Source organism: Microbacterium candidum (genome assembly GCF_030315975.1).
GTDB lineage: Bacteria > Actinomycetota > Actinomycetes > Actinomycetales > Microbacteriaceae > Microbacterium > Microbacterium candidum.
Genome location: NZ_JASXSZ010000003.1, coordinates 29083 through 54662 on the forward strand (window position 1 = coordinate 29083; position 25580 = coordinate 54662).

The 25580-nt window shown below is 69.6% G+C and carries 23 protein-coding genes; 17 read left to right on the forward strand and 6 right to left on the reverse strand.

Going from position 1 to position 25580, the window contains the following annotated elements:
• The first annotated feature begins 45 nt into the window (after positions 1–45).
• From tig to QSV35_RS09585, 5 genes are all read left to right on the forward strand, one after another.
• Entirely contained in the window at positions 46–1473 is a 1428-nt protein-coding gene (gene tig / locus QSV35_RS09565) for a trigger factor (protein WP_286288514.1), read from the forward strand.
• 155 nt (positions 1474–1628) lie between these two features.
• Positions 1629–2213 carry an ATP-dependent Clp protease proteolytic subunit gene (locus QSV35_RS09570; protein ID WP_286288515.1) on the forward strand — a complete coding sequence of 195 codons (585 nt, stop codon included), beginning with the start codon at positions 1629–1631 and terminating at the stop codon, positions 2211–2213.
• A 27-nt stretch (positions 2214–2240) separates the two neighbouring features.
• On the forward strand, positions 2241–2918 hold the full coding sequence (locus tag QSV35_RS09575) for an ATP-dependent Clp protease proteolytic subunit (RefSeq protein WP_286288516.1): 678 nt from the start codon (positions 2241–2243) through the stop codon (positions 2916–2918).
• Positions 2919–3064: 146 nt separating this feature from the next.
• A complete protein-coding gene (gene clpX, locus QSV35_RS09580; protein WP_286288517.1) occupies positions 3065–4333 on the forward strand; it encodes an ATP-dependent Clp protease ATP-binding subunit ClpX in 1269 nt (422 codons plus the stop codon).
• Between the two features lie 4 nt (positions 4334–4337).
• Complete coding sequence (locus tag QSV35_RS09585) at positions 4338–5537, forward strand: benzoate/H(+) symporter BenE family transporter (RefSeq protein ID WP_286288518.1); 1200 nt, start codon at positions 4338–4340, stop codon at positions 5535–5537.
• Positions 5538–5572: 35 nt separating this feature from the next.
• Here QSV35_RS09585 and QSV35_RS09590 read toward each other — a convergent pair whose 3' ends face one another.
• Positions 5573–7618 (reverse strand): M3 family metallopeptidase, encoded by a 2046-nt coding sequence (locus tag QSV35_RS09590; RefSeq protein WP_286288519.1) that lies wholly within the window; start codon positions 7616–7618, stop codon positions 5573–5575.
• A gap of 94 nt (positions 7619–7712) precedes the next feature.
• Between QSV35_RS09590 and QSV35_RS09595 the strand changes: the two genes are divergently transcribed.
• Genes QSV35_RS09595 through QSV35_RS09605 form a run of 3 tightly spaced genes read left to right on the forward strand, consistent with a single transcriptional unit; the run spans position 7713 to position 9863 of the window.
• Positions 7713–8306, forward strand: a complete 594-nt coding sequence (locus tag QSV35_RS09595) for a winged helix-turn-helix domain-containing protein (RefSeq protein WP_286288520.1) — start codon at positions 7713–7715, stop codon at positions 8304–8306.
• Between the two features lies 1 nt (position 8307).
• Positions 8308–8526: a hypothetical protein gene (locus QSV35_RS09600; RefSeq protein WP_286288521.1), complete on the forward strand. Its 219-nt coding sequence runs from the start codon at positions 8308–8310 to the stop codon at positions 8524–8526.
• Positions 8523–9863 carry an MFS transporter gene (locus tag QSV35_RS09605; RefSeq protein ID WP_286288522.1) on the forward strand — a complete coding sequence of 447 codons (1341 nt, stop codon included), beginning with the start codon at positions 8523–8525 and terminating at the stop codon, positions 9861–9863. The genes QSV35_RS09600 and QSV35_RS09605 overlap by 4 nt, the downstream gene beginning before the upstream one ends.
• 136 nt (positions 9864–9999) lie before the next feature.
• Here QSV35_RS09605 and QSV35_RS09610 read toward each other — a convergent pair whose 3' ends face one another.
• Together QSV35_RS09610 and valS are read right to left on the reverse strand one after the other, a co-directional pair.
• The gene (locus QSV35_RS09610) at positions 10000–10236 is read right to left on the reverse strand and encodes a hypothetical protein (protein WP_286288523.1); all 237 of its coding nucleotides are present in this window, start codon (positions 10234–10236) and stop codon (positions 10000–10002) included.
• A gap of 1 nt (position 10237) precedes the next feature.
• Positions 10238–12841 (reverse strand): valine--tRNA ligase, encoded by a 2604-nt coding sequence (gene valS, locus QSV35_RS09615; RefSeq protein ID WP_286288524.1) that lies wholly within the window; start codon positions 12839–12841, stop codon positions 10238–10240.
• Between the two features lie 398 nt (positions 12842–13239).
• Here valS and QSV35_RS09620 point away from each other — a divergent pair, with 398 nt between their 5' ends.
• The 4 genes from QSV35_RS09620 (at position 13240) to QSV35_RS09635 (ending at position 16411) form a co-directional block, all read left to right on the forward strand.
• Positions 13240–14067: an endonuclease domain-containing protein gene (locus tag QSV35_RS09620; RefSeq protein ID WP_286288525.1), complete on the forward strand. Its 828-nt coding sequence runs from the start codon at positions 13240–13242 to the stop codon at positions 14065–14067.
• A 175-nt stretch (positions 14068–14242) separates the two neighbouring features.
• Positions 14243–14407: a ribbon-helix-helix protein, CopG family gene (locus QSV35_RS09625; protein ID WP_286288526.1), complete on the forward strand. Its 165-nt coding sequence runs from the start codon at positions 14243–14245 to the stop codon at positions 14405–14407.
• Positions 14404–15081: a hypothetical protein gene (locus QSV35_RS09630; protein WP_286288527.1), complete on the forward strand. Its 678-nt coding sequence runs from the start codon at positions 14404–14406 to the stop codon at positions 15079–15081. The genes QSV35_RS09625 and QSV35_RS09630 overlap by 4 nt, the downstream gene beginning before the upstream one ends.
• Positions 15059–16411: an MFS transporter gene (locus tag QSV35_RS09635; protein WP_286288528.1), complete on the forward strand. Its 1353-nt coding sequence runs from the start codon at positions 15059–15061 to the stop codon at positions 16409–16411. The genes QSV35_RS09630 and QSV35_RS09635 overlap by 23 nt, the downstream gene beginning before the upstream one ends.
• Before the next feature lie 6 nt (positions 16412–16417).
• Here the strand turns inward: QSV35_RS09635 and QSV35_RS09640 are convergent, their stop codons facing one another.
• Together QSV35_RS09640 and QSV35_RS09645 are read right to left on the reverse strand one after the other, a co-directional pair.
• On the reverse strand, positions 16418–17077 hold the full coding sequence (locus tag QSV35_RS09640) for a pentapeptide repeat-containing protein (RefSeq protein ID WP_286288529.1): 660 nt from the start codon (positions 17075–17077) through the stop codon (positions 16418–16420).
• Positions 17077–18408, reverse strand: a complete 1332-nt coding sequence (locus QSV35_RS09645; RefSeq protein ID WP_286288531.1) for an MFS transporter — start codon at positions 18406–18408, stop codon at positions 17077–17079. The genes QSV35_RS09640 and QSV35_RS09645 overlap by 1 nt, the downstream gene beginning before the upstream one ends.
• A gap of 98 nt (positions 18409–18506) precedes the next feature.
• Here QSV35_RS09645 and QSV35_RS09650 point away from each other — a divergent pair, with 98 nt between their 5' ends.
• The 5 genes from QSV35_RS09650 (at position 18507) to ndk (ending at position 24900) form a co-directional block, all read left to right on the forward strand.
• Positions 18507–18989: a hypothetical protein gene (locus QSV35_RS09650; RefSeq protein ID WP_286288532.1), complete on the forward strand. Its 483-nt coding sequence runs from the start codon at positions 18507–18509 to the stop codon at positions 18987–18989.
• A 272-nt stretch (positions 18990–19261) separates the two neighbouring features.
• Positions 19262–22624: an isoleucine--tRNA ligase gene (gene ileS / locus QSV35_RS09655; protein WP_286289087.1), complete on the forward strand. Its 3363-nt coding sequence runs from the start codon at positions 19262–19264 to the stop codon at positions 22622–22624.
• Complete coding sequence (locus tag QSV35_RS09660; protein WP_286288533.1) at positions 22621–23973, forward strand: bifunctional folylpolyglutamate synthase/dihydrofolate synthase; 1353 nt, start codon at positions 22621–22623, stop codon at positions 23971–23973. Before ileS ends, QSV35_RS09660 begins: the two co-directional genes overlap by 4 nt.
• On the forward strand, positions 23970–24485 hold the full coding sequence (locus QSV35_RS09665; protein WP_286288534.1) for a DUF4233 domain-containing protein: 516 nt from the start codon (positions 23970–23972) through the stop codon (positions 24483–24485). Before QSV35_RS09660 ends, QSV35_RS09665 begins: the two co-directional genes overlap by 4 nt.
• Before the next feature lies 1 nt (position 24486).
• The gene (gene ndk, locus QSV35_RS09670; protein ID WP_286288535.1) at positions 24487–24900 is read left to right on the forward strand and encodes a nucleoside-diphosphate kinase; all 414 of its coding nucleotides are present in this window, start codon (positions 24487–24489) and stop codon (positions 24898–24900) included.
• Between the two features lie 67 nt (positions 24901–24967).
• On the opposite strand, the gene QSV35_RS09675 is transcribed toward ndk, so the two are convergent.
• Positions 24968–25579 (reverse strand): vitamin K epoxide reductase family protein, encoded by a 612-nt coding sequence (locus tag QSV35_RS09675; RefSeq protein WP_286288536.1) that lies wholly within the window; start codon positions 25577–25579, stop codon positions 24968–24970.
• Position 25580 lies beyond the last annotated feature (1 nt).

Below are 25580 nucleotides of genomic sequence, written 5' to 3' on the forward strand. Positions count from 1 at the left end.
CAGCCGCCGCGCTCGCGCGCGGAAATCAGAGGAGAACGAACAGGTATGGTCACCAGCACCGTCGAGCAGCTCAGCCCCACCCGGGTGAAGCTCCACATCACGGTCACCCCGGACGAGCTGAAGCCCAGCATCGCCCACGCGTACGAGCACATCGCTCAGGACGTGCAGGTCCCCGGCTTCCGCAAGGGCAAGGTGCCGGCCCCCATCATCGACCAGCGCATCGGCCGCGGCGCCGTCCTGGAGCACGCCGTCAGCGAGGGTCTCGACACCTTCTACCGTCAGGCCGTCGAGGAGAACGAGGTCCGCGTCGTGGGCCGCCCCAGCGCCGATGTCGTCGAGTGGCCGGCCGAGAAGGACTTCTCCGGCGACCTCAAGGTCGAGGTCGAGGTGGACGTCCGCCCCGAGTTCGAGCTGCCCGCCTACGAGGGCACCACGATCACCGTCGACGCCGTCCCGGTGGACCAGGCCGCCGTCGACGCCGAGCTCGACCGTCTCCGCGCGCGCTTCGGCACGCTCGTGACGGTCGACCGTCCGGCCTCGTCCGGCGACTTCGTGGAGCTCGACCTCGTCGCGACGATCGACGACGCCGAGATCGACCGCGCCGAGGGCGTGTCCTACGAGGTCGGCTCGGGCGAGCTGCTCGAGGGCATCGACGAGGCCATCGACTCCCTCACTGCGGGTGAGGACACCACGTTCCGTTCGAAGCTCATCGGCGGCGACCACGCCGGCGAGGAGGCCGAGGTCTCCGTGACGCTGAAGGCCGTCAAGGAGCGCGAGCTCCCCGAGGCCGACGACGACTTCGCGCAGATCGCGAGCGAGTTCGACACGATCGCGGAGCTGCGCGCCAGCCTCGTCGAGCGCGTCGGCGAGCAGGGCGCGTTCACGCAGGCGTCGGCCGCGCGCGACAAGTTCGTCGAGACGCTCATCGAGCAGTCGGACATCCCGGTCCCGGCCCAGCTGGTCGAGGACGAGGTGCACCAGCACCTCGAGTCCGAGGGCCGCCTGGAGGACGACGAGCACCGTGCCGAGGTCACCGAGGCCAGCGAGAAGCAGTTCCGCACCCAGATGGTCCTGGACAAGATCGCCGAGAAGCACAACGTCCAGGTCTCGCAGGACGAGCTGACCCAGTACATCGTCCAGTCGGCCGCCCAGTACGGCATGGCCCCGCAGGACTTCATCAACGCGCTGCAGCAGGGCAACCAGCTGCCCGCCATCGTCGGCGAGGTCGCCCGCAACAAGGCCCTCGCGGTCGCGCTCGGCACCGTCACCGTCGTCGACACCGACGGCAAGACGGTCGACCTCACGGGCTTCGTCGCCACCGAGGACGAGACCGAGGCCGAGGCTGAGGAAGAGGTCGTCGCGGAGGCGGAGGAGCTCGCGGATGCGGCGGCCGAGGCCGACGAGATCGTCGCGGACGAGGAGGCCAAGCCCGCCAAGAAGTCGCGTGCCAAGAAGGCGCCTGCCGCCGAGTAAGGCATGACAGACGAGAGGGCGGATGCTTCCGGCATCCGCCCTCTCGTCGTTCCCGGGCGGGTTCACCGCCCGCCCGGCTCTGCCCACGGCGAACACGGGCGGGTCGCACGCGACGCGCCGGTAGATTCGAAGCCACGTAACGAACGGGAGCTCTCATGGCTGAACCCCTTGTCGCAACCAGTGTGTTCGACAGGCTGCTGAAGGACCGCATCATCTGGCTCGGATCGGAGGTGCGGGACGACAACGCGAACGAGATCTGCGCGAAGATCCTGCTGCTTGCGGCAGAGGACCCGCAGAAGGACATCTACCTCTACGTCAACTCGCCGGGCGGCTCGATCACCGCCGGCATGGCGATCTACGACACGATGCAGTTCGTGCCGAACGACATCGTCACGGTCGGCATCGGCATGGCGGCATCCATGGGCCAGCTCCTGCTGACCGCCGGCACGAAGGGCAAGCGCTACATCACGCCGAACGCGCGCGTTCTGCTGCACCAGCCGCACGGCGGCTTCGGCGGCACCGCGAGCGACATCCAGACGCAGGCGCAGCTGATCCTCGACATGAAGAAGCGCCTCGCGGAGATCACCGCGGCCCAGACCGGCAAGACCGTCGAGCAGATCAACGCCGACGGCGACCGCGACCGCTGGTTCACCGCCCAGGAGGCGCTGGACTACGGGTTCGTGGACCACATCCGCGAGTCGGCCGTCGATGTCATCGGCGGCGGCGGGACGAGCAAGTAAGCGACGAAGGAAAGAGAGACAGACGGAATGAACACTCCGACCTTCGGGATGCCGGGAATGGCGCCTCAGAGCCTGCAGATGCCGGGCAGCCGCTACGTCCTGCCCCAGTTCGAGGAGCGCACGGCCTACGGCTTCAAGCGCCAGGACCCGTACAACAAGCTCTTCGAGGACCGCGTGATCTTCCTCGGCGTGCAGGTCGACGACGCGTCCGCCGACGACGTGATGGCGCAGCTCCTCGTCCTCGAGAGCCAGGACCCGGACCGCGACATCATCATGTACATCAACTCCCCGGGCGGCTCGTTCACAGCCATGACCGCGATCTACGACACGATGCAGTACGTGTCCCCGCAGATCCAGACGGTCGTGCTCGGGCAGGCGGCGTCCGCGGCCGCCGTGCTGCTCGCCGCGGGTGCACCGGGCAAGCGCCTCGCGCTGCCGAACGCGCGCATCCTGATCCACCAGCCGGCGATGGGCGAGGCGGGCCACGGCCAGGCCTCGGACATCGAGATCCAGGCGAACGAGATCATGCGCATGCGCACGTGGCTGGAGGAGACGCTGTCCAAGCACTCCAACCACTCCGTCGAGGACGTGCACCGCGACATCGACCGCGACAAGATCCTGTCCGCGGACGAGGCGGTCGCGTACGGCCTCGTCGACCAGGTGCTCACGACCCGCAAGCGCGGTCAGGCGGCCATCTCCAAGTGAGTCCCTGGCGGGGCATCCGGCGCGTCATCCACAGGCGTGGCGCAATCCAGCCGGATGTCCCCGCCAGCGGATAGGCTCGGAAACAATCGGCACGCCAGTGCCGCGACCGAACGGCGACGTCGTCGCCGGAACCGGAGGGGGAGCCCATGGCACGCATCGGTGAGAGCGCGGACCTCTTCAAGTGCTCCTTCTGCGGCAAGAGCCAGAAGCAGGTCCAGCAGCTGATCGCGGGGCCGGGCGTGTACATCTGCGACGAGTGCGTCGAGCTGTGCAACGAGATCATCGAAGAGCGGATGGCGGAAGCCGGCTCGGGCGTCGTCTCCGACTTCGATCTCCCCAAGCCGCGTGAGATCTTCGCCTTCCTCGAGGAGTACGTCGTCGGCCAGGAGGACGCGAAGCGCGCCCTGTCCGTCGCCGTCTACAACCACTACAAGCGCGTGCGGGCGCACGGCACGATCCAGTCCGCCGAGCAGCGCGCCGACGAGATCGAGATCGCGAAGAGCAACATCCTGCTCCTCGGTCCCACCGGCTGCGGCAAGACGTATCTCGCGCAGACGCTCGCGAAGCGGCTGAACGTCCCGTTCGCGGTGGCGGATGCCACGGCCCTCACGGAGGCCGGCTACGTCGGAGAGGATGTGGAGAACATCCTGCTGAAGCTCCTGCAGGCCGCCGACTTCGACACGAAGCGCGCCGAGACGGGCATCATCTACATCGACGAGGTCGACAAGATCGCCCGCAAGGCCGAGAACCCCTCGATCACGCGCGACGTATCCGGCGAGGGCGTGCAGCAGGCGCTGCTGAAGATCCTCGAGGGCACGGTCGCCTCGGTCCCGCCGCAGGGCGGCCGCAAGCACCCCCACCAGGAGTTCATCCAGATCGACACGACGAACGTCCTGTTCATCGTCGCCGGCGCCTTCGCCGGCCTGGAAGACATCATCTCCTCGCGGGTCGGCAAGCACGGCGTCGGCTTCGGCGCATCCCTGCACCGCAAGGACGAAGACCTCAACCTCTTCAGCGAGGTGCAGCCGGAAGACCTGCACAAGTTCGGTCTGATCCCCGAGTTCATCGGGCGCCTGCCGGTGGTCGCGTCCGTGTCGCCGCTCGACCGCGAGGCGCTCATGGAGATCCTGACGGTGCCGAAGAACGCGCTCGTCAAGCAGTACCAGCGCATGTTCGAGCTCGACGGCGTCACGCTCGAGTTCGACCGCGACGCGCTCGAAGGCATCGCCGACCTCGCCGTCGCGCGCAAGACCGGCGCCCGCGGCCTCCGCGCGATCCTCGAAGACGTGCTCGGTCCGATCATGTTCGAGATCCCGTCGACGGAGGACGTCGACAAGGTGATCGTCACGCGCGCCGCCGTCGACGAGGGCGCCCCTCCGACGCTCGTGCTGCGCCAGAAGCGCAAGAGCGCCTGATCCTTTGACGCGTGACGCGTCGAGCGGTCCCGGCGGATCGCTCGTGCATCCCGTCCTGGCCGGCGTCGTCGGCTCGGTCACCGGGTTCGCCTCCTCGTTCGCGCTGGTGCTTGCGGGCGCCCACGCCGTCGGGGCCACGTCCTCCCAGGCGTCCTCCGGGCTGCTGGTCTTGTGCGTCGTGCAGGGGACTCTCGCCATCGTGCTGTCGCTCACCACCCGGCTCCCGATCTCCATCGCGTGGTCGACGCCGGGCTCGGCGGTTCTCATCACAGCCGGGGCCCTCACCCACGACTTCGGCGTCGCGGTCGCCGCGTTCCTCGTCGCCGGCGTGCTCATCGCGATCACAGGCGCCTGGCCGTGGCTCGCGCGCATGATGACGCGCATCCCGGCTCCCATCGCGAGCGCGATGCTCGCCGGCATCCTCCTGCCGATCTGCATCTCCCCGGTGGAAGCGGCCGTCCAGCTGCCGCTCCTCGCCCTGCCGCCGATGGTCGTGTGGCTCGTGCTGTCGCGTTTCGCGCCGCGGTGGGCGGTTCCCGCGGCGGTCGCCGTCACCGCGGTGGCCGTCATCGTCGCCGCGGGGCCCGACTGGGCCCGCAGTGCGACCCTCGCACCCGGACTGGAACTCGTCGCCCCGGTGTTCGACCCGCTCGTGGTGATCTCGCTCGCCGTGCCGCTCTACCTCGTCACGATGGCGGGCCAGAACATCGCCGGATTCACGGTGCTGCGCACCTACGGCTACGAGCCCGTCCCGGCACGCGCGATCCTGACTTCGTCGGGTCTCGCGAGCGCCGCCATCGCCCCTTTCGGCGCGCAGACGATCAACCTGTCAGCGCTCTCGGCGGCGATCATGGTCGGCGACCCGCACACGCCCCGCGATCGCCGGTGGATCTCCACCGTCACCGCCGGAAGCTGCTACATCCTGCTCGGTCTCGGCGCAGGAGTCGCAGGCGCGCTGGTGACCGCGAGCCCGCCGATCCTCATCGAGTCGGTCGCGGGTCTCGCGCTCCTCGGCGCCCTCATCACCGCCATCACGGGCGCGCTGGCCGACCCCGACGGCCGCGTCGTCGCGATCGGCACATTCGTCACCGTCGCTTCCGGCATCGTGGTGGCCGGACTCGGCTCCGCGTTCTGGGGACTCGTCGTCGGCGGCATCCTCTGGCTCGTCCTGCGCACCGGCCGTCGCACCGAGACGGCGAGCTGAGGAGGGCGGACCGATCGCCGGTCCGCCCGCTCGTTTCAGCCGTCGAGGCCGCGGCGCTTCAGAAGGGGCTGGATGTCGGCATCCCGCCCGCGGAAGTCGCGGTAGGCCTCGAGCGGGTCCTTCGACCCGCCGACGCCGAGCAGACGCCCGCGGAACCGGTCGCCGTTCGGACGCGTCAGCCCGCCGTTCTCGCGGAACCACTCCACGGTATCGGCATCGAGCACCTCGCTCCAGATGTACGAGTAGTAACCGGCGCTGTACCCGCCTGAGAAGACGTGCGCGAAGTACGTCGACGAATAGCGCGTCGGCACGGCGGCGTTGTCGAGGCCGATGTCGGCCAGCGCGGACGCCTCGAATCCGGCGACGTCGATGTCCTCTTCGGACTGCGCCGCGTCGAGCGAGTGCCATGCCTGGTCGAGCCACGCGGCGGCGAGGTACTCGCTCGTCGCGAACCCTTGGTTGAAGGCCTCCGAGTCGTGCAGCTTCTGGACGACCTCCGCCGGGAGCGGCTCATCGGTCTCGATGTGGCGGGCGTAGCCGTCGAGGATCTCCGGCCAGTAGATCCACATCTCGTTCACCTGGCTCGGGAACTCCACGAAGTCGCGGAACACCGCCGTGCCGGCGAAGTGCGGGTAAGTGACCACCGCGAACAGGCCGTGCAGCGCGTGGCCGAACTCGTGGAAGAGCGTCGTCACCTCGTCGAGGGTCAGGAGCGTGGGGGTTCCCGCGGCAGGTTTCGGGACGTTGAGGTTGTTCACCACGACGGGCATGCCTCCCCGGAGGAAGGACTGATCGACGATCGAGTTCATCCACGCGCCGCCGCGCTTCGTGTCGCGCGTGTAGAGATCGAGGATGTAGAGGCCGAGCGCGGAGCCGTCCTCGTTGAACACCTCGAACACGCGGGCGTCCTCGTGATAGGCGGGCAGATCCGGGCGTTCGACGAACGACACGCCGTACAGGCGATGCGCCGCCTCGAACACGCCGTCGCGCAGCACGCGCTCAGCCTCGAACCACGGCCGGAGCGCGGCGCGGTCCAGGTCGTACTCGGCGGCGCGGACCTTCTCCGTGTAGAACGCCCAGTCGTGGGCTTCGACCGGTTCGGAGCCCGCGATCTCCTGCAGAGCCACCTGCTCGCGCACGGCGTTCGCCGCGGCGGGCACGGCGAGCCGGCGCAGCAGCGCGTGGACGGCTTCGGGGGATCCTGCGGTCTCGTCCGAGGTGATGTACGCGGCGTGCGTGCTGTAGCCGAGGAGGGCCGCGCGCTCCGCGCGGAGGCGGACGATCTCGCGGAGGACCTCACGGTTGTCGTGCTCGTTGCCGCGGGATGCGCGGGAGCGGGATGCTTCGAGCAGGCGACGGCGGCTCTCACGGTTCGTGAGTGAAGACAGGTACGGGTGTCCGGTGAAGAGAGTGAGGGTGACGACGTAGCGCCCCTCGAGGCCGCGGTCCGCGGCCGCCTGCGCGGCCGCCGAGATCTCGCCGTCGGTCAGGCCGTCGAGGTCGGCGACGTCGTCGAAGACGACGGCGAGGTCGTTGGTGTCGGCGAGCAGGTTCTTCTCGAACGTCGTGCTGAGCACCGACAGGCGGCTGTTGAGGTCGGTGAGCTTCGCCTTCGCCTCGCCGTCCAGAGCGGCGCCCGCGTGCGTCATCTCGCGGTGGCGACGCTCCACGAGGTAGCGCTGCTCCGGAGTGAGCGCGAGCGACTCGAGCTGGTCGTGGATCGTCTTGATCCGCCAGTACAGGTCGCCGTCGAGCTGGATGGCGTCCTGGTGGGCGGACATCAGCGGAGCGAGCTCTTCCTCGATCGCCTGGATCTCGTCGGTCGCATCCGCCGACGACACCGTGTAGAACGTGCTCGCGACACGGTGCAGGAGCTCACCGCTGCGCTCGAGTGGTTCCAGCGTGTTCTCGAACGTCGGCATCGAGCGCACCCGCGTGATGTTCGCGACTTCGGCCAGCTGCTCGGCGAAGGCGACCTCGAACGCCGGCAGATAGTGCTCGGGACGGATGTCTCGGTAGGGCGGCAGGTCGTAGGGGAGAGGAGTGGGCGCGAGGAGGGGGTTGGCTGCGGCATCCGTCATCGTTCCAGCGTAGACAGACGGCCGAATGCATCGCAAACAAACTCTTGCAAAGAAACACTTGCAAAGAATGTGATGCAAAGCTATCTTTGTAACCATGACCGACGAGGAACCCAGGGAGCGCGACCAGCGCATCCTCGATGCCGGCGCTCTCCGTGCGCTGGCCCACCCGCTGCGCATCCAGATCTACGACATCATCAGCCAGTACGGGCCGCAGACCGCGAGCACGCTTGCGGCGATGACCGGGGAGTCCTCGGGTGCCACGAGCTACCATCTGCGGGCCCTCGCGAAGCACGACCTGATCCGCGAGGTCGACGGCCTCGGCACCGCGCGCGAGCGCTGGTGGGAGCGCCCGCCGGGTTCGATCACGTTCACGAACCCCGATGCGCTGAAGACGCCTTCGGGGCGGGCCGCCACCCAGGTGGTCATGACCGAGTTCCTCAACCGCCGCCATCAGCAGCTCACGGAGTTCGCGATGACGGATCTCGCAGAGCTCGGTGACTGGGGCGAGGCATCCATGATCTCGACCGGCACCGCGCGCCTCACGCTCGAACAGCTCCACGCGCTGACGCGCCGCATCCAGAAGATCGTCGACGAGACGGTCGACCAGTACCGCGACCAGGAGGGTGAGGGGATCCGCCCCGTCACCATCCGCACCGACATTTTCCCGCTCCCCGAGGAAGGACACTGAAATGAGCACCATCTCCGTCTCCACCCGTGCACCTCGCCACACCGCGCCGTCGCGCTCAGAGCGCCTGCTCCTGCGCGGCTCGGCCCTGCTCGAGCGCATCGCGCTGCAGCACATGATCCGCCGCACGGCCGCCACCGACATCGAGCGCCGCCGTGAGACGGCCGCCGAGGTGCGCCGCGACGCGCAGGCTGCGGCGGGTCTGCAGCTGCTGTCGCGATGACAGCCGTGGCTGAGGGCGCGCCCCGCACGAAGCTCGGACGCGCCTTCGGCGAGCTGTGGACCGCCGCTGCCTTCAGCAATCTCGCCGACGGCATCGGGCGCACCGCCGTCCCGCTCATCGCGACGACCCTCACGCGCGACCCGTTCATGATCTCCGTGCTGGGCGCCCTGGCGTTCCTGCCGTGGCTCATCTTCGGGCTTCCCGCGGGCATGATCGTCGACCGGTTCGACCGGCGCATCGTGATGGCGATCGCCAACACGGTGCGCGGCGGGGCGGCGCTCGTCCTCGCGGTCCTCACCGTCACGGGGACGCTGTCGATCTGGGCGCTGTTCGCCGGCACGCTCGTCTTCGGCATCGGCGAGACGCTCTTCGACAACGCCACGAACGCGGTGATCCCGGGAGTGGTCAAGCGCGATCAGCTCGACAGGGCGAACGGCTGGATGCAGGCGGCCCAGGTCACGATCGACAGCTTCATCGCCACCCCGATCGGCGGTGTGCTGTTCGGCGTCGCGCTCGCGCTGCCGCTGTGGATCGGCGGAGCCGCCTATCTCGTGCCGATCGCGCTTGCGCTCATGCTGCCGGTCGCGGCCGCTCGTCCGCTGCGGGAGCCGGAACAGGTGCGTGCTCCTGCGCTCGTGCCGGATCCCGACGCGCCCGATGTGGAGGCGGCCACCCTTACGGCGGAGCCCGTCCCGACGCCGCTCGCGCCGTCCTCGGTCTCGGCTCGTGAAGCCATCACGTTCCTGTGGCACCACAGATATCTGCGCTCGATGATCCTGTTCACCTCGATCGTCGGATGCTGCCTGTCCTTCGCGCAGGCCGCCACCATTTTGTTCTTCATCGAGGTGCACCACGTCACCCCGGCGGCGATCGGCTTCGTCACCGCGGGGATCGGCATCGGCGCACTCGCCGGCTCCCTCACCGCCTCGCGGTTCGTCGCCCGCTTCGGCCGCGGACCGATCATGGTCGGGGCCAACCTCGTGATGGCGGTGGCGTGCGTCTTCACGGGCCTCGCGCCGAACGTCACGACCGCGATCATCGCGTACGCGTTCATGGCGTTCGCAGTGTCCACGTGGAACGTCCCATGGGGGGCGCTGCGTCAGCAGATCGTCCCGCCGCGACTGTTCGGCCGCGTGCTCGGCATCGCGCGGATGCTCACGTGGGGCCTGTTCCCGATCGCGACGCTCCTCGGCGGGCTCGTGTCACGGGCGAGCCTGCAGGTGCCGTTCGTCATCGCGGGGATCATCGTCGCGATCACGACGCTGCTCGCCATGCGCCTGCTGATCGTCGGCACCCGCACCGCGGGCGCCGAGATCGGCGATCCAGCGGCCGTCTGACAGGGGCGGCCCGACGAACCGGCCGAGCCGCAAGGGGCTCGGCCGGTTCGTCATGTCGCGCGCCGAGACACCCGCTGCTGTCCAGCGCGCGCGGCGACGCCGGGCGCTGCGGATCGCTGTGGGTGTCTGGTGTGGATCACCCGAACTCGTCGTCGTCGTCATGACGGACGACGACGGACCCGTCGCGGTCGAGCGTCACGATCACGCCGGTGTCGAGTTCGGCCACCGGGCGTCCCTCCAGCCATGTCAGCGTCCAGCGCGGCGCGGGGCCCGCCGGAAGATCGGCTTCGACCGCCTTCAGCTGCGCGTGCAGGGATGCGGGGACCGCTGCAGGCGGCGTGTCACCGGCGCTCCAGCGCGTTCCGAGCTGCATGTCACACCTCCGCGACGGGCTCGGGGGCCAACTCGATCTCGGCGACCCCGATCGCGTCCGCCTCGACGTACTCGATCACGCGGATGCGGCCGACCGCCTTGAGGTCGCCCTCGGCGAGGCGCAGTCGCGCGATCGCATCGGCCGGAGCGGCGATGACGACCCGTGCGACCGGGGTCTTCTGCGACGCCTTGGCCTCGGTCTTCGCGCGGCGGACGCCGATGAGGGCCTCGCCGACGGACTTCAGGATCGCGGGGTCTCCGCCTTCCGTCTCCGGGGCGACCGGCCATGCGGCGGTGTGCACCGAGCCCTCCTCGAACCACGACCACGCCTCTTCGGTCGCGAACGAGATCACCGGAGCGAGCAGGCGCAGGAGGGCCGAGAGGGCGAGGCGCAGGGCGAGCGCCGCGGAGGGCTGCCCGACATCCGCCTGGTTGTAGGCGCGCTCCTTGACGAGCTCGAGGTAGTCGTCGCAGAACGTCCAGAAGAACGACTCCGTGAGCTCGAGGGCACGAGCGTGGTCATACGCCGCGAACGCCTTGGTGGCCTCCCGGACCACGTGGTGCAGCGCGGCGAGCATCGACGCATCCAGAGCGTGCGTGATCTCGGCCCCTTCGGGAACCGGGAAGGACAGGACGAACTTCGCGGCGTTCAGGACCTTGATCGCGAGGCGGCGCCCGATCTTCACCTGCGTCGGGTTCTGCGGGTCGAATGCCGCATCCGCGCCGAGGCGGCTCGAGGCAGCCCAGTAGCGCACCGCATCCGTCCCGTGCTGCGTGAGGATGTCGGCGGGCGTGACCACGTTGCCCTTCGACTTCGACATCTTCTTCCGGTCGGGGTCGACGATGAAGCCGGAGATCGCGGCGTCCGTCCACGGTGCGCGGCCGTCTTCGAGGATGCTGCGCAGCATCGTGGAGAAGAGCCACGTGCGGATGATGTCCTGGCCCTGCGGACGCACGTCGAACGGCGCGACGAGGTTCCAGAGCTCTTCGTCGCGCTGCCAGCCGCCGGCCAGCTGCGGCGTGAGCGAGGAGGTCGCCCACGTGTCGAAGATGTCGCGCTCCGCGTCGAAGCCACCCGCGACTCCGCGCTGGGCCTCGGTGTACCCGGGCGGCACGTCGGACGTCGGGTCGACCGGCAGGCTGGCGAGGGCGGGCGTGATGACGCGGTCGTAGTCGCGCTCGCCGTTCTCGTCGAGGCCGTACCAGATCGGGATCGGCACGCCGAAGAAGCGCTGGCGGCTGACGAGCCAGTCGCCGGTGAGGCCGCCGACCCAGTTCTCGTAGCGCACGCGCATGAAGTCGGGGTGCCACGACATCTCCTTGCCGCGCGCGATGAGCTCGTCGCGGAGTGCCTCGTCGCGGGCGCCGTTGCGGAGGTACCACTGGCGCGTCGAGACGATCTCGAGCGGACGGTCGCCCTTCTCGTAGAACTTCACGACGTGGGAGAACGGCTTGCCGATCTCGAGCAGCTCGCCCGTCTCCTGCAGCTTCTCGACGAGCGCCTTGCGCCCGGAGAACACGGTCTTGCCCGCCATCTCCGTCTCGTACCAGGCGGTCGCCTCGTCCGTGAGGCCGGCCGGCGCGGTCGCCAGGAACCGGCCGTCGAGGCCGAGCGCCGTCTTGTTCGGGAGGTCGTCGCCCGTCGCCGGGTCGCGGAGCTCGCGCCACCACACGATGTCGGTGACATCGCCGAACGTGCAGACCATCGCGATGCCCGAGCCCTTGTCCTGCTGGGCGAGGTGGTGCGGGAGCACCGGCACGCGGGCACCGAGGAACGGGGTCGTCACGTACGTGCCGAAATACGGCTGGTAGCGCTCGTCGTCGGGGTGGGCGACGAGGGCGATGCACGCGGGGAGGAGTTCCGGGCGCGTGGTCTGGATGGCGATGTCCTCGCCACCGGCCTCCGGGTGGAAGACGATCTTGTGGAACGCGGCCTGCTGCTCGCGGTCCTCGAGCTCCGCCTGCGCGATCGCGGAGCGGAAGTCGATGTCCCACAGGGTCGGGGCGAGCGACTGATAGGCCTCGCCCCGGTCGAGGTTGCGGAGGAACGCGAGCTGGCTCGTGCGGATCGTCTCGTCCGAGATCGTGCGGTAGGTCTGGGTCCAGTCGACGGAGAGGCCGAGCTGGCGGAAGAGCTCCTCGAACTTCTTCTCGTCCTCGACGGTCAGACGCCCGCACAGCTCGATGAAGTTGCGGCGGCTGATGGGGATCTGGTCGCCCGGCTTGGTGGACTTGCCCTCGCCGCCCTCGAACGGGGGCGTGAAGTCGGGGTCGTACGGCAGGCTCGGGTCGCACCGCACGCCGTAGTAGTTCTGCACGCGGCGCTCGGTGGGCAGACCGTTGTCGTCCCAGCCCATGGGATAGAACACCGTCTTGCCCTGCATCCGCTCGAAGCGCACCTTGATGTCGGTGTGCGTGTAGCTGAACACGTGGCCGATGTGGAGGCTTCCGGATGCGGTGGGCGGCGGCGTGTCGACCGAGTAGACGCCCGCACGGCCCTTGGCCTTGGCTGCGTCGCGGTCGAACAGGTACGTGCCCTGGTCGCGCCACGCGGCATCCCACTTCTGCTCGAGGCCTTCGAGTGCCGGCTTTTCGGGAATGGTCATGGAAGTCTCCTCGAGCGATATGTGCGGCACTGTGTGAGCGTGCCTGAGTGTGGGATGTGCAGTCAGTCTACCGGGTGGCGCGTGTTCGCCCGGCGGGTGGCGCGTGTTCGCCCGGCGGGCCGCCCGCGCCCGCTATGCGCGCCGCCCGCGCCCGCTCGCGACCCGGCCGCCCGGGCCGCCCAGAACGGAGTCGCTGAGCGGAGGGTCTCCGATGAGCGGAGGGGGCAGCCTCGTGACGGGCCCTCCCGCCGGTCGTCGCCCTCCGCCGGGCGGAGGGCTCTGCGCTGGTAGGAGGATGGATTCGTCCACAGCTGCAGCGGCGGCCGAGGTCCCGACGACTTGTCCGCAACGTTCGGGAAACTCATGCCACGCGCGATGGGCACCGCGACGCTCGAGCTGTGGACATCCTGATGATGGTGAAGAAGCACGGCGGCATCGTTCCGTCCGCACGTCTGGTGCGAGAGGGTGCGAAGGCCCACCTCATCGCTCGACTGGTGGCCGAAGGAGAGCTTCGACGGATCCGTCGTCGATGGATCGCGGCTCCATGGTGCGACCAGCAGATGGTGGCGGCGGCGCGCACCGGCACGGTGCTGACGTGCATCACCCAGGCCAAGAGGGCTGGTCTGTGGGTGAAGGATGCATCAGGCCCACTTCATGTCGCGGCGCCGAGCCACGCGGGTCGGGTCGCGCCTTCTTCCGCGCTGGTCATCCACTGGCACGAGCCGCTCGTCGCGCGTCACCCCGATCTGCTGGCCGATCACGCGGAGAACGTGCTCGCCGGGGTGGCCATCTGCCAGCCGTTCGAGACCGCGCTCGCCATCTGGGAGTCGGCCTTTCGCAAGAAGCGGGCTGACCGGCTCGTGCTGAGCCGCCTGCCCTTGAACGGGCGGGCGCGTGAACTGCTCCGCGTGGCGCGCCCGTTCTCGGACTCCGGCCTCGAGAGCTACATCGTTCCGCGCCTGGCGTGGATGGGCGTGCGCATGGTCGCCCAGGCATGGATCGACGGACATCGCGTCGACTTCCTCATCGGGGAGCGACTTGTGCTTCAAGTCGATGGTGGACACCACGTCGGTCAGCAACGGCAGGCGGACAATGTCCAGGATGCCGCTCTGCTGATCCGCGGGTATCACGTCATCCGCGTCGGCTACGACCAGGTGGTCAACGACTGGCCGGCCGTGCAGGACCTGATCATGCGGGCCATCGGGCAGGGCCTCCATGTTGCGTGACCTGGGCACGGGTTCTCCTCCCAGCGGAGGGAACCGCGCGACGGGAGGGTGATCCAGGGGATTCGGACCCTCCGTTCCCGCGAGAACCTCCGCTGAGCGGAGGCCCTCGGCGCAGCGAGTCCGCAAGCGCCGGATACTCGCGATAGCGGAAATCACGGCGTGCTAAATTGCTAGCATGCTCGCAGATGAGGATGCGGAGGCCCCGCGCAAGGCGCAGTTCAACGTGTACCTGCCGGCGCCGTTGATCCGCGAGGTCAAGCACCGCGCAATCGACGAGGGCGTCTCTCTGTCGGCTCTCGTGGAGCGCGTCCTGAGCGACTACGTGGGGGAGGGCAAGTGATCACCGTCCAGCCGATCGTGTACACGTCCGAGCCGCGGAGGTGGCACGCTCTCGCCGCGGCGCTCGGGCTCGCCGCACGGACTCCCCTCGACGACATGTGGACCGAGTTCGCGGGAGGGGGCGTCCTCGCGATCCATCAGGCGGAGAGGAGCAGGCAACCCGACTGGCACGCGCTCGTCGACGACCTGGCAGCGACCGAACGTGCGCTCGCGGATGCCGGCATCCTCTTCCGACGCACGGAGCTCGACGGTGTCGGCAGCATCCTGCACGTGGCCGGGACACTGACCGTCAGCGTGGGCGCCGGCGCCGATGACCACGGCCCGCTCGCGGTCATGCCGATCTGGTATGACACCGATCTCGATCGCGCACGGACCGTCTACCGCGCGCTCGGGCTCGCACCGCGGATCTCGTCCGACGGGGGCGGGTGGTCCGACTTCTCAGCCGACGGCGGGGGACTGGCGGCTCTCCACGGTGGCGACCCGCGCATCGAGCTGTCCTTCGAATACGCCGGGGACCTCGACGCCCTCGCGAAGCGGGTGGCGGATGCCGGCTTCCCGGCGCACATCGTCGATGAGGCGTACAACCGCACGCTGCTCGTCGACACGCCCGAGGGCGGGAAGCTCTGGATCAACGGCACGATCGACGATCTGTATGGCTATCACGCAGCGGGCTGACCGCATCCCGCTCCGCCGGATCTTCCACGGGTCGCGTGGGGCGTTCCTCGGTGCGCTCCTGCTGGCGGAGCTCGCCGCCGCGATGCAGGGGATCGCGTACACGACGGTGCTGCCGGTCATCGCGAACGACCTCGACGGCTACGCGCTGTTCGGTGCGACGCTCGCCGCGGGCACGGTCTCCGCGGTCCTGATGCTCGGGTTCTCGGCGCCGCTGCTCGCACGCGTCCGTCCGGGGACGGTGCTGCTCGCGGCGACGGTGCTGTACGTCGTGGGAGCGGCGGCCTGCACGTTCGCGCCCACGATGTCCGTCGTCCTCACCGGGTCGCTCGTCCGCGGCATCGCGGCCGGCCTCATGGGCGGATTCGGGATGGGGGCGATCGGCGGCCTCTACGACGAGACGGAGCGCCCGCGCGTCATGGGCCTGTTCGCCCTCGTGTGGTTGCTGCCGTCGCTCGTCGGCCCTGCGTTGAACGGGGTGATCACGGAGTTCGCGGGATGGCGGTGGGCCATCGGCTGGCCCGCGATCGCCGTCGTGATCGCCCGTGTCTTCATGGGGACGGCCGTTCGCGCGATCCCGTGGCAGCGCCGTGAGGAGCCCGTGCGGCCCGTCGCCGGTCTCGTCGTGACCGTGTGCCTCGCGCTCGGCGCATGGGGATCGGCATCCTCGGGACCGTGGGCCGTCACGGCCTTCGCCGTCGGCGTCGCGGGTGCGGGTGCCGCGATCGTCGTGTTCCTCCTGCGCGGTCGGGATGCAGCGCGCGTGCTGATCACGTTCGCCGTGCTGTGCGCGGCCTTCTTCGGGGCGTACGAGCTCCTCGCGCTCGCCGTCATCGAGGGATTCTCGTTCACCGTGGTCTGGGCGTCGGCCGTGCTCATGGCGGGGCTCATCGCGTGGTCGCTTGCGGGGCTCCGTCCGCGTCCGGACGCACGGCCCGACCGCGTCATCGTCGGCATGGTGCTCGCGGTCGTCGCGACGATCGCGCTCGCGGTGACGGTGACCGCTGCATCCGGCCTCGTCGCGATCATGCTGTCGGTCGCCGCCGCCGGTCTCGCGGGCTGGGGGATGGGACTCGCGTACCCGCTCCTGTCGACCGAGCCCTTCGCCCTCAGCGGGTCGGCGACGACGGCAGGCGCCCTCGTCGCGTTCGCCGAGACTGCGGGCACGGCGTGGGCGGCGCTTCTCGGCGGCGGGCTGTACTCGGCCCTGCACACCGCGGGATGGATGCCGCGCCCCGCCCTCGCCCTCGTCTACGGGATGTTCGCGGTGATCGGTGCGGCGGGCATCGTGCTCGCCGTGCGGCGACGGCGCCGCATCCCCGCTCCCGCGTAGGCCGCCTCAGTCCCGGACGTCGATGCCGAACGCGGCGGCGAGGTCCGCCGCGAGGAGTTCGACCTGCCGCGGCGCGAGGGTCGCACCGCGGAGCCCCGCGGGAGACGTGTAGGTCACCGCATCCAGTCCGCGCAGGTCGAGATGCGAGGCCCGCAGCTCACGCGTGTCGACCTCGTCGGCGCGCGTGCGTTCGAACCGCACGCGCGCGAGCGTCGCACGGGGGAGATCGAGGGTGCCGATCGTGCAGTCGGCGACCAGGAGGTCGGAGACGTCGGCTTCGCCGAGCGCGAGGTAGTCGATCCGAACGCCGCGCAATTCGACGCTGTGGAGGTCGGCGCGGCCGAGGTCGAGCGCGCCGATCCGGCCGCCGGTGATCCGCACGTTGCGCCACGACCCGCGGCTGGCGATGAGCTCGGTCGCCCGCGGCGCGTCGATGTCGACATCGGCGAGCCGCGCGAGCGTGAGGTCGAACCGGTCGGCGTCGACGTCCGCGAGGACCGACTCCGTGAGGGTCAGGCGCGCCGCATCCACGGCTCCGCGGAGCCCGGTGACGCGTGCCTGCAGGACGTCGTCGCCTGCGGTCAGGGTCCGCACGTCATCGAGCCCGCGCGGGAGATCGGGCGCCGAGATGCGCGGGGCGAGCACGCCGGCAGGGGGACGGGCCATCAGGCCGCCACGGCTGCCGGTGCCTCGTCGGTCTGCGACTCGGGAACGCGCGGGCGTCGCGCGGCGAGCCACGCGCACACGAGGGTGACGACGGACATCACGGCCAGGACGATGCCCGGGTGCCACCAGGCGTAGGAGGTGTCCTTCCCGAGCTCGAGCGTGATCAGCGGCACGAAGCCGGAGAGCGTCGCGGCGATCGCGTACGCGATCGACAGCGCTGAATAGCGGAAGTGGTCGGGGAACAGATCGTTCATGAGCCCGCCGAGGGCCGCCCATGCGGCGGTCGGGAGGATGCCGCCGATGATCATCATACCGACGAGCACCGCGAACGTCGCGGACTGCAGGAGGAAGTACATCGGGAACGCGATGACGAGTGTGCCGAGCGCGCCCCACATGACGACCTTCGCCGAGCCGATCCGGGTCGCCCACATGCCGAACAGCGGGATCGTGACGAACTGCACGAGCGCGCCGATCGTGGTCGCGAGGGTCAGCTGCATGTAGTCGTAGCCGAGGTGCTCCGAGCCGTAGTTCAGCGTGTAGGTGTTCATCAGCGAGTACGAGCCGATGCCGAGCAGGGCCGCGCCGACCGCGAGGAGGAACGCGGTGGGGGCGTTGCGGAACATCGTCACGAACGGCACGCGGTCGCGCCGCTTCTCGGCGACGACCTCCTTGAACACCGGCGTCTCGTCGATCGAGAAGCGCAGGTACAGCGAGATGAGCAGCATCGGGATGGCGAGAAGGAAGGGGATGCGCCATCCCCACGCCACGATCTGCTCCGGGCTGAGCGTGAACGCCATGATGAGGAACGCCGCCGCGGTCAGGGTCGAGCCGACCGGCGAGCCGAGCTGGGGGATCGCGGCGTAGAACGCGCGCTTCACACGGCCCGAGTGCTCGGTCGCGAGGAGGATCGACCCGCCCCACTCGCCGCCGAGCGACAGCCCCTGCACGATGCGCAGGACGACGAGCGCCCACGCCCCGAACCACCCGGCCTGCGCGTAGGTGGGCAGCAGGCCGATGAGGCCCGTCGCGACACCCATGATCCCGACGGTCCACAGGAGCGTCGCGCGGCGGCCGAGCCGGTCGCCCATGTGGCCGAAGATGATCGCGCCGATCGGCCGCACGACGAACGCCAGCGCGATCGTCGAGAACGCCAGCATCGAGCCGCCGAACTGCCCGAGAGGCGTGAAGAACGCGGGGCCGGCGAAATACGCCGAGAAGTACGCGAAGACGTAGAAGTCGAACGACTCGAGCGAGGTCCCGACCATCGAGGCCCACGCCACCCGGCGGACGGGCGTGGTCGACGGTGCGAGTGCGGGGGATGCGGTGGTCACGGTCAACGATCTTGGCACGAGTCCAAGTACTCCGGGGCGGGATGACTCATTCCCATGCGGCCTTGCGGCTCGCGCCGGGTCGGCGTAGGACAAGGGGGGTGCGAGACAGCGGGTTCCGTGCGCGGACGATCGGGATGCTGGTGCTCCTCGGCATCCAGTTCGCCGCCGGCATGTTCTTGAACCTCTTCGTGGTGCTGCCGACCACGCACCCGGGTTCGACCGGCGACGAGTACTTCTCGCGGTCGTTCACGAGCCTCGTGTGGGCGCTGTCGCTCGGCGGCGGGATCCCGCTGTTCCTCCACGCGGCACTCGGCTCGCTCATCTTCCTTCTCGCGATCATGGTGTTCGCCATGGCGCTCGTGCAGCGGGCGAGCGGATGGCGATGGGCCTGGGGGCTGACCGCGCTCTTCACCTTCGGCGCGTTCTTCAACGGCATGAGCTTCGTCGACTACGGCGAGGACTTCTCCTCGGCGATCATGGCCGGCTGCTGGCTGGGCGCGGTGACCTCCCTCGTCGGCGGGCTCATCGCCGACGGACGTCGACGCGAACGCGACGCGCGGAAGCGGCGGGCGACCGCGTAGAATCTACGGACAGCGTCGATCCGGCCATCACCGGGGAGCACTCGGAAGAACGATCTCGACCCCTCGACCCCTCGACAAGCGCGGGGATCGCGGGGGACCGGGGTTCATTAGACCCGAGCGGGGCAGGCCCGTCACAGCCGCAGTGAGAGGGGCCCTACGGGTCGTTGAGCGAGGCGCCAGCCGAGTCGAAACGCAGGGCACGCAGGGTGGTACCGCGGTCCGCGAGGGTCGTCCCGGCAGAAGCATCCGTTGGATTTCTGCGAGAGATGACGATGACCTACCCGAAGCCCTCCGCCTTTGGCCCCGCCGCGGACGTCGTTCCGAGCCCCCGCTTCCCAGAGATCGAGCGCGACGTGCTCGCCTTCTGGAAGGCCGACGACACGTTCCGCGCGTCGATCGCGCAGCGCGAGGGCGCCGAGGAGTGGGTCTTCTACGACGGCCCTCCGTTCGCGAACGGCCTGCCGCACTACGGGCACCTCCTGACCGGCTACGCGAAGGATCTCTTCCCGCGCTTCCAGACCATGCGCGGCAAGAAGGTCGACCGCGTCTTCGGCTGGGACACGCACGGCCTTCCTGCCGAGCTCGAGGCGATGAAGCAGCTCGGGATCACGGAGAAGGACGAGATCGAGCGCATGGGCATCGCGACCTTCAACGCGAAGGCGCGCGGATCGGTGCTCGAGTACACGCGCGAGTGGGAGGACTACGTCACCCGCCAGGCCCGCTGGGTCGACTTCGAGCGCGGCTACAAGACGCTCGACACGTCGTACATGGAGAGCGTCCTGTGGGCGTTCAAGACCCTCTACGACAAGGGCCTCGCCTACGAGGGCTACCGCGTGCTGCCGTACTGCTGGCGGGATGAAACGCCGCTCTCGAGCCACGAGCTGCGGATGGACGACGACGTCTACAAGATGCGTCAGGACCCGTCCGTGACGGTGACCTTCCCGCTCGTCGGGGTGAAGGCCGAGACGATGGGGCTCACCGGTGTGCGGGCGCTTGCCTGGACGACGACCCCGTGGACCCTCCCGACGAACGCCGCGCTCGTGGTGGGCCCGGACATCACGTACGTCGTGGTCCCCGGCGGCCCCGCCGGTGCTGCGGACGTCCCCTCGACGGGCCCGGGGGCCGAGGTGTACGACCGCGAGGGCGCCACCGCGCATCGGTACCTCCTCGCTCAGGAGCTGCTGTCCGGCTATGCGAAGGATCTCGGCTACGCGTCCGCCGACGACGCGAAGGCCGCCGTCGAGCAGACGGTCCGCGGCGCCGACCTCGAGGGCGTCTCGTATGACCGCCTTTTCGACTACTACGCGGATGACGCGTGGGGGATGCAGAACGCCTGGCGCATCCTCGTCGACGACTACGTCACGACGAGCGACGGCACCGGCATCGTCCACCAGGCCCCGGCGTACGGCGAGGACGACCAGCGCGTCACCGAGGCCGCAGGCATCCCCACGATCCTGAGCCTCGACGACGGCGGACGGTTCCTCCCGCACGTGACGGATGTCGCCGGCGAGCTGTGGATGGACGCGAACCGCCCCCTCATCCGCCTGCTGCGCGAGGAGGGCCGCCTCCTGCGCGAGGCGAGCTACGAGCACTCCTATCCGCACTGCTGGCGCTGCCGGAACCCCCTCATCTACAAGGCGGTCTCCAGCTGGTTCGTGCGCGTTACGGACTTCAAGGACCGCATGCTCGCCAACAACGAGCAGATCACGTGGGTGCCCGAGAACGTCAAGCACGGCCAGTTCGGCAAGTGGCTCGAGGGCGCGCGCGACTGGTCGATCAGCCGCAATCGGTACTGGGGCTCGCCGATCCCGATCTGGAAGAGCGATGACCCCGCCTACCCGCGCGTCGACGCGTACGGGTCGCTCGAAGAGCTCGAGCGCGACTTCGGGATGCTGCCGCGCAACCCCGAGGGCGAGGTCGACCTCCACCGTCCGTACATCGACGAGCTGACCCGTCCGAACCCTGACGACCCGACGGGTGCGAGCACCATGCGCCGCATCGAGGACGTCTTCGACGTGTGGTTCGACTCCGGCTCGATGCCGTACGCCCAGGTGCACTACCCGTTCGAGAACCGCGAGTGGTTCGACTCGCACTCGCCCGCGGACTTCATCGTCGAGTACATCGGTCAGACGCGCGGATGGTTCTACCTGATGCACGTGCTGTCGACGGCGCTGTTCGACCGGCCTGCGTTCACCGGGGTGGCCTGCCACGGCATCGTGCTCGGCAGCGATGGGCTGAAGATGTCGAAGTCGCTGCGCAACTACCCGGATGTCTCGGAGGTCTTCGACCGCGACGGCTCCGACGCGATGCGGTGGTTCCTCATGGGCAGCTCCGTGCTGCGCGGCGGCAACCTCATCGTCACGGAGGAGGGCATCCGCGCCGGCGTGCGCGAGTTCCTCCTGCCGCTGTGGAACGCGTGGTACTTCTTCGCGACGTACGCCAATGCATCCGCCGGCGGGTACGAGGCATCCTGGCGCACCGATTCGCCCGACGTGCTCGACCGCTACATCCTCGCGCTCACCGGCGACCTGGTCCGCGACGTCGCCGCCGACCTCGAGGGGCTCGACTCGACGACCGCCGCCGAGCGTCTGCGCGACTTCGCGGAGGTGCTGACGAACTGGTACATCCGTCGGTCGCGCGACCGCTTCTGGGTGGGCGCCGAGGAGCACCCGGAGGCGTTCGACACCCTGTACACGGTGCTGGAGACGCTCACGCGCGTCGCGGCCCCGCTCATCCCGCTCGTCGCCGAGCGGGTGTGGCAGGGGCTCACCGGCGGCCGCAGTGTGCACCTCGAGGACTGGCCGGATGCGGACGCCTTCGCGTCCGCGTCCGACATCCGCGCCGCGATGGATGCGGTGCGCGAAGTGTCCAGCGTCGCGAACGCGCTGCGCAAGAAGGAGGGCAAGCGCGTGCGCCTGCCGCTGCGATCCCTGACGGTGGCCATCGCGGATGCCGCATCCCTCGCGCAGTTCGACGGGATCCTCCGCGACGAGCTGAACGTCAAGGCCGTCGAGCTGGTCGAGCTGACCGACGACGTCTCGGAGCGCTACGGGGTCAGCAAGCGGCTCGCCGTCAACGCCCGCGCTGCGGGCCCGCGCCTCGGCAAGCGTGTGCAGCACGTCATCACCGGCGCGAAGGCGGGCGTGTGGGAGGAGCTCGACGGTGTCGTGGTCGTCGACGGGATTGCCCTGGAGCCCGGCGAATACGAGTTGACTCTTGAGGCGGGCGGCGTCGCGGAGGGCACCGCGATCGCCCTCCTGGCCGACGGCGGCTTCGTACTCCTCGACACGACGACCACACCAGAACTGGAGGCTGAGGGGCTCGCCCGTGACGTCATCCGCGCCGTGCAGGACACCCGCAAAGCCGCCGGATTCGACGTCAGCGATCGCATCCGCCTCGGTCTGCTCTTCGACGACGGCGCCGACGGCGATGCGGTCGCCTCGGCTTTCGGTGTCGCGGACGTCGCGCGGGAGACGCTCGCCGTCGCGCATGCGGTCCGGACGCGCACGGCCGAGCTGATCGCCGCGGGCGGGAGTGATGTGCCCGTCGAGTATGAGGCGGTCATCGACGCGGGCACGTACGCGAATCGCGGCGCCTTCACGGTGTCGGTGGGCCGGACGGGAGGTCGCGCATGAGCGACCGCACCCGCGCCGACGCCGTGTACGCCGAGCTGCTGACCCGTCAGGGTGAGCGCTGGGTCCAGCCGCGTGTGGAGCGCACCCAGCGCCTCCTCGACTTCCTGGACAACCCGCAGCGCACCTATCGCGTCGTGCACGTGACCGGCACGAACGGCAAGACGTCGACGAGCCGCATGATCGAGAGCCTGCTGCGTGCGCACGGACTGCGCACCGGCCTGTTCACGAGCCCGCACCTCGAGCGCTTCACCGAGCGCATCGCCGTCGACGGCAAGCCGGCGGACGACGGCGCCGTCGCGGATGCGTGGGAGGAGCTCGCGCCGTTCGTCGCGCTCGTCGACGCCGAGCTCGCGACCCAGGATGAAGCGCCGCTGACCTTCTTCGAGCTCCTTACCGCGCTCGCGTTCGTCGTGTTCGCCGACGCTCCCGTCGACGTCGCGGTCATCGAGGTCGGCATGGGCGGATCGTGGGACTCGACGAACACCGCCGATGGGGACGTCGCCGTGTTCGCACCGATCGACATCGACCACGCCGACCGCCTCGGCGACACGATCGCGGAGATCGCGACCGTCAAGTCCGGCATCATCAAGGACGGCGCGCTCGCCGTCTCGGCGCGGCAGGATGCGGCCGCCGAGGCCGTGCTGCGCGCCGCCGCGGCGAAGCGCGGAGCGACCATCGCGTTCGAGGGCGACGACTTCGCGCTCACCGACGACCGCCTCGCGGTCGGAGGCCAGCAGATCTCGGTGCGCGGGCTCGCCGGCAGGTACGACGACGAGTACCTGCCCCTGTACGGCTCGCATCAGGCGCGCAACGCGGCGCTCGCGATCGCCGCCGTCGAATCGCTCATCGGCGGGGGAGACCAGCCGATCGCCGGCGACGTGCTCGCCGAAGGGCTCGGCGAAGCGACGTCGCCCGGACGTCTGCAGCTCGTCGGCGTCGCGCCGACGGTCCTGGTCGACTCCGCGCACAATCCGCACGGCGCGCACGCGCTCGTGGAGGCGCTGCAAACGTCTTTCGACTTCGACGAGTGGGGCGTGGTCCTCGGGGTTCTGAGCGACAAGGATGCGGTCGGCATCGTTCGCGAGATCGCGCCGATGGCCGCCCACGTCTTCGCGACGGCGCCGAACTCGGAGCGAGCGAGCGAGGCGGATGCGGTCGCCGACCTGGTCGAAGAGCTCGAGCTCCCGGTCACCGTCCACCACGACCTCGCCGATGCTGCCGACTCCGCGCGTGAGTGGGCCGCGGCATCCGATCGGCGTGCCGTCGTCATCGCGGGCTCGGTCGTGCTCGCGGGCGAGGCGCTCGCCCTCGCCGCTGCCGAGGACTGGAAGGGCGGGTGGGAGTCGTGAGCGAACACGCCGACATCCCCGCGGACGGTGCGACGCCCGACCCCGACGCGACGTCCGACGCGGTGTCGGGGACGCCCGATCAGAAGACGGGGAGGCAGCCGCGCCCCCGCCGCGCGCGTGGCGCCGCCGAATCGCTCGGATCGATCGTGCTCGCCTTCGAGTCGATCATCGTGTTCCTCGCCGGCCTCGTCGTCTACGGCCTGAAGGCGACGCCGCCCGGCATCGAGCCGTGGTGGGGCATCGTCGGGGGCGCCGTCGTCGCGGTGCTCATGCTCGTCGTGTCCGGCCTGCTGCGGTATCGCTGGGCGATCGTCGTGGGCTGGCTCCTTCAGGTCGTCGTGGCGCTCGCCGCGTTCTGGGTGCCCGCCATCCTGGTCATCGCGGTGATTTTCGGCGGCATGTGGGCGTATGCGACCATCAAGGGGGCGTCGCTCGACCGCCGCAACGCTCGGCTCGCACGCGAGGCCGAAGCATCCACCCCCGAAGAACCCGAATCCTCGAACGGAGTCTGACATGACCACGGAAGAGACCCTCGTCCTCGTCAAGCCCGACGGTGTCGCCCGCGGACTGACCGGCGCGATCCTCGCCCGCATCGAGGCGAAGGGATACGCGCTCGTCGACGTCCGCCTCGTCGAGCCCGACCGTGCGCGCCTCGAGCGCCACTACGCGGAGCACGAGGGCAAGCCGTTCTACGAGCCGCTCGTCGAGTTCATGATGTCCGGCCCGTCGGTCGCGATCCGCGTCGCAGGCAACCGCGTCATCGAGGGCTTCCGCTCGCTCGCGGGCACCACTGACCCGACCACCGCGGCACCCGGGACGATCCGCGGCGACTTCGGCCGCGACTGGGGCCTCAAGGTGCAGCAGAACCTCGTCCACGGCTCGGACAGCACCGAGTCGGCCGCGCGCGAGCTCGACATCTGGTTCTGATCCGAGATCCTGCGAGAAACGCCGGGGTGCACCGTCTGGTGCACCCCGGCGTTCTTCGTCTCGTCGACTAGCGCAAGAGCGAGCCGAGGATGTTGAGGTGCAGCTGCGCCGCGCCGAAGATGATGACGTAGCCCACGATGGCGATGAGCGGGATCCACGCCCCGATCGCGTCGCCGAACCGTTGCAGCGCGCGCCCTGCGAGTCCGGCGCGGAAGTTCCTGACCGTGACGCCGAGGAACATCGGGATCACGACGAGGTAGACGAGCGCGCACCACGGGCACAGCGTGCCGATCACGAAGATGCTCTGGAACGCCAGCCAGTAGATGAAGACGATGGCGAAGAGCATCCCGGCGTTGAAGATCCACCAGAACCACGCGGCGAACTTCGCGCGGGCGAGGAGGGCGAACCCGACGACGACCGGGGCCGGGAACATCATGAGGCCGAGGATCGGGTTCGGGAACCCGAACGTGCTGCCCTGCGGGGAATCGATGTTCTTACCGCAGTTGAGGAGGCCGTTGATGTTGCACGTCAGAGCCGCATCGGGCGTCTTCAGGAGCGCGATCTCGTCCATCGTCAGGTTGAAGGCGGCCAGGAGACCCAGGGCACCGCCGATGATCAGCAGGATGGCGAGGGCGTAGTGCGTCCGCGTCTCGGGGGCGGCGTCGGGTTCGGTGACCATG

Bases quoted from the DNA above. Each gene is read 5' to 3' on its own strand.
- QSV35_RS09570 (WP_286288515.1), top strand. From the start codon at position 1,629: ATGGCTGAACCCCTTGTCGCAACCAGTGTGTTCGACAGGCTGCTGAAG.
- QSV35_RS09625 (WP_286288526.1), top strand. From the start codon at position 14,243: ATGCTCGCAGATGAGGATGCGGAGGCCCCGCGCAAGGCGCAGTTCAAC.
- QSV35_RS09600 (WP_286288521.1), top strand. From the start codon at position 8,308: ATGAGCACCATCTCCGTCTCCACCCGTGCACCTCGCCACACCGCGCCG.
- QSV35_RS09590 (WP_286288519.1), bottom strand. From the start codon at position 7,618: ATGACGGATGCCGCAGCCAACCCCCTCCTCGCGCCCACTCCTCTCCCC.
- QSV35_RS09640 (WP_286288529.1), bottom strand. From the start codon at position 17,077: ATGGCCCGTCCCCCTGCCGGCGTGCTCGCCCCGCGCATCTCGGCGCCC.
- tig (WP_286288514.1), top strand. From the start codon at position 46: ATGGTCACCAGCACCGTCGAGCAGCTCAGCCCCACCCGGGTGAAGCTC.
- QSV35_RS09660 (WP_286288533.1), top strand. From the start codon at position 22,621: ATGAGCGACCGCACCCGCGCCGACGCCGTGTACGCCGAGCTGCTGACC.
- QSV35_RS09575 (WP_286288516.1), top strand. From the start codon at position 2,241: ATGAACACTCCGACCTTCGGGATGCCGGGAATGGCGCCTCAGAGCCTG.
- QSV35_RS09675 (WP_286288536.1), bottom strand. From the start codon at position 25,579: ATGGTCACCGAACCCGACGCCGCCCCCGAGACGCGGACGCACTACGCC.
- QSV35_RS09635 (WP_286288528.1), top strand. From the start codon at position 15,059: ATGGCTATCACGCAGCGGGCTGACCGCATCCCGCTCCGCCGGATCTTC.
- QSV35_RS09605 (WP_286288522.1), top strand. From the start codon at position 8,523: ATGACAGCCGTGGCTGAGGGCGCGCCCCGCACGAAGCTCGGACGCGCC.
- QSV35_RS09610 (WP_286288523.1), bottom strand. From the start codon at position 10,236: ATGCAGCTCGGAACGCGCTGGAGCGCCGGTGACACGCCGCCTGCAGCG.
- ileS (WP_286289087.1), top strand. From the start codon at position 19,262: ATGACCTACCCGAAGCCCTCCGCCTTTGGCCCCGCCGCGGACGTCGTT.
- ndk (WP_286288535.1), top strand. From the start codon at position 24,487: ATGACCACGGAAGAGACCCTCGTCCTCGTCAAGCCCGACGGTGTCGCC.
- clpX (WP_286288517.1), top strand. From the start codon at position 3,065: ATGGCACGCATCGGTGAGAGCGCGGACCTCTTCAAGTGCTCCTTCTGC.
- valS (WP_286288524.1), bottom strand. From the start codon at position 12,841: ATGACCATTCCCGAAAAGCCGGCACTCGAAGGCCTCGAGCAGAAGTGG.
- QSV35_RS09595 (WP_286288520.1), top strand. From the start codon at position 7,713: ATGACCGACGAGGAACCCAGGGAGCGCGACCAGCGCATCCTCGATGCC.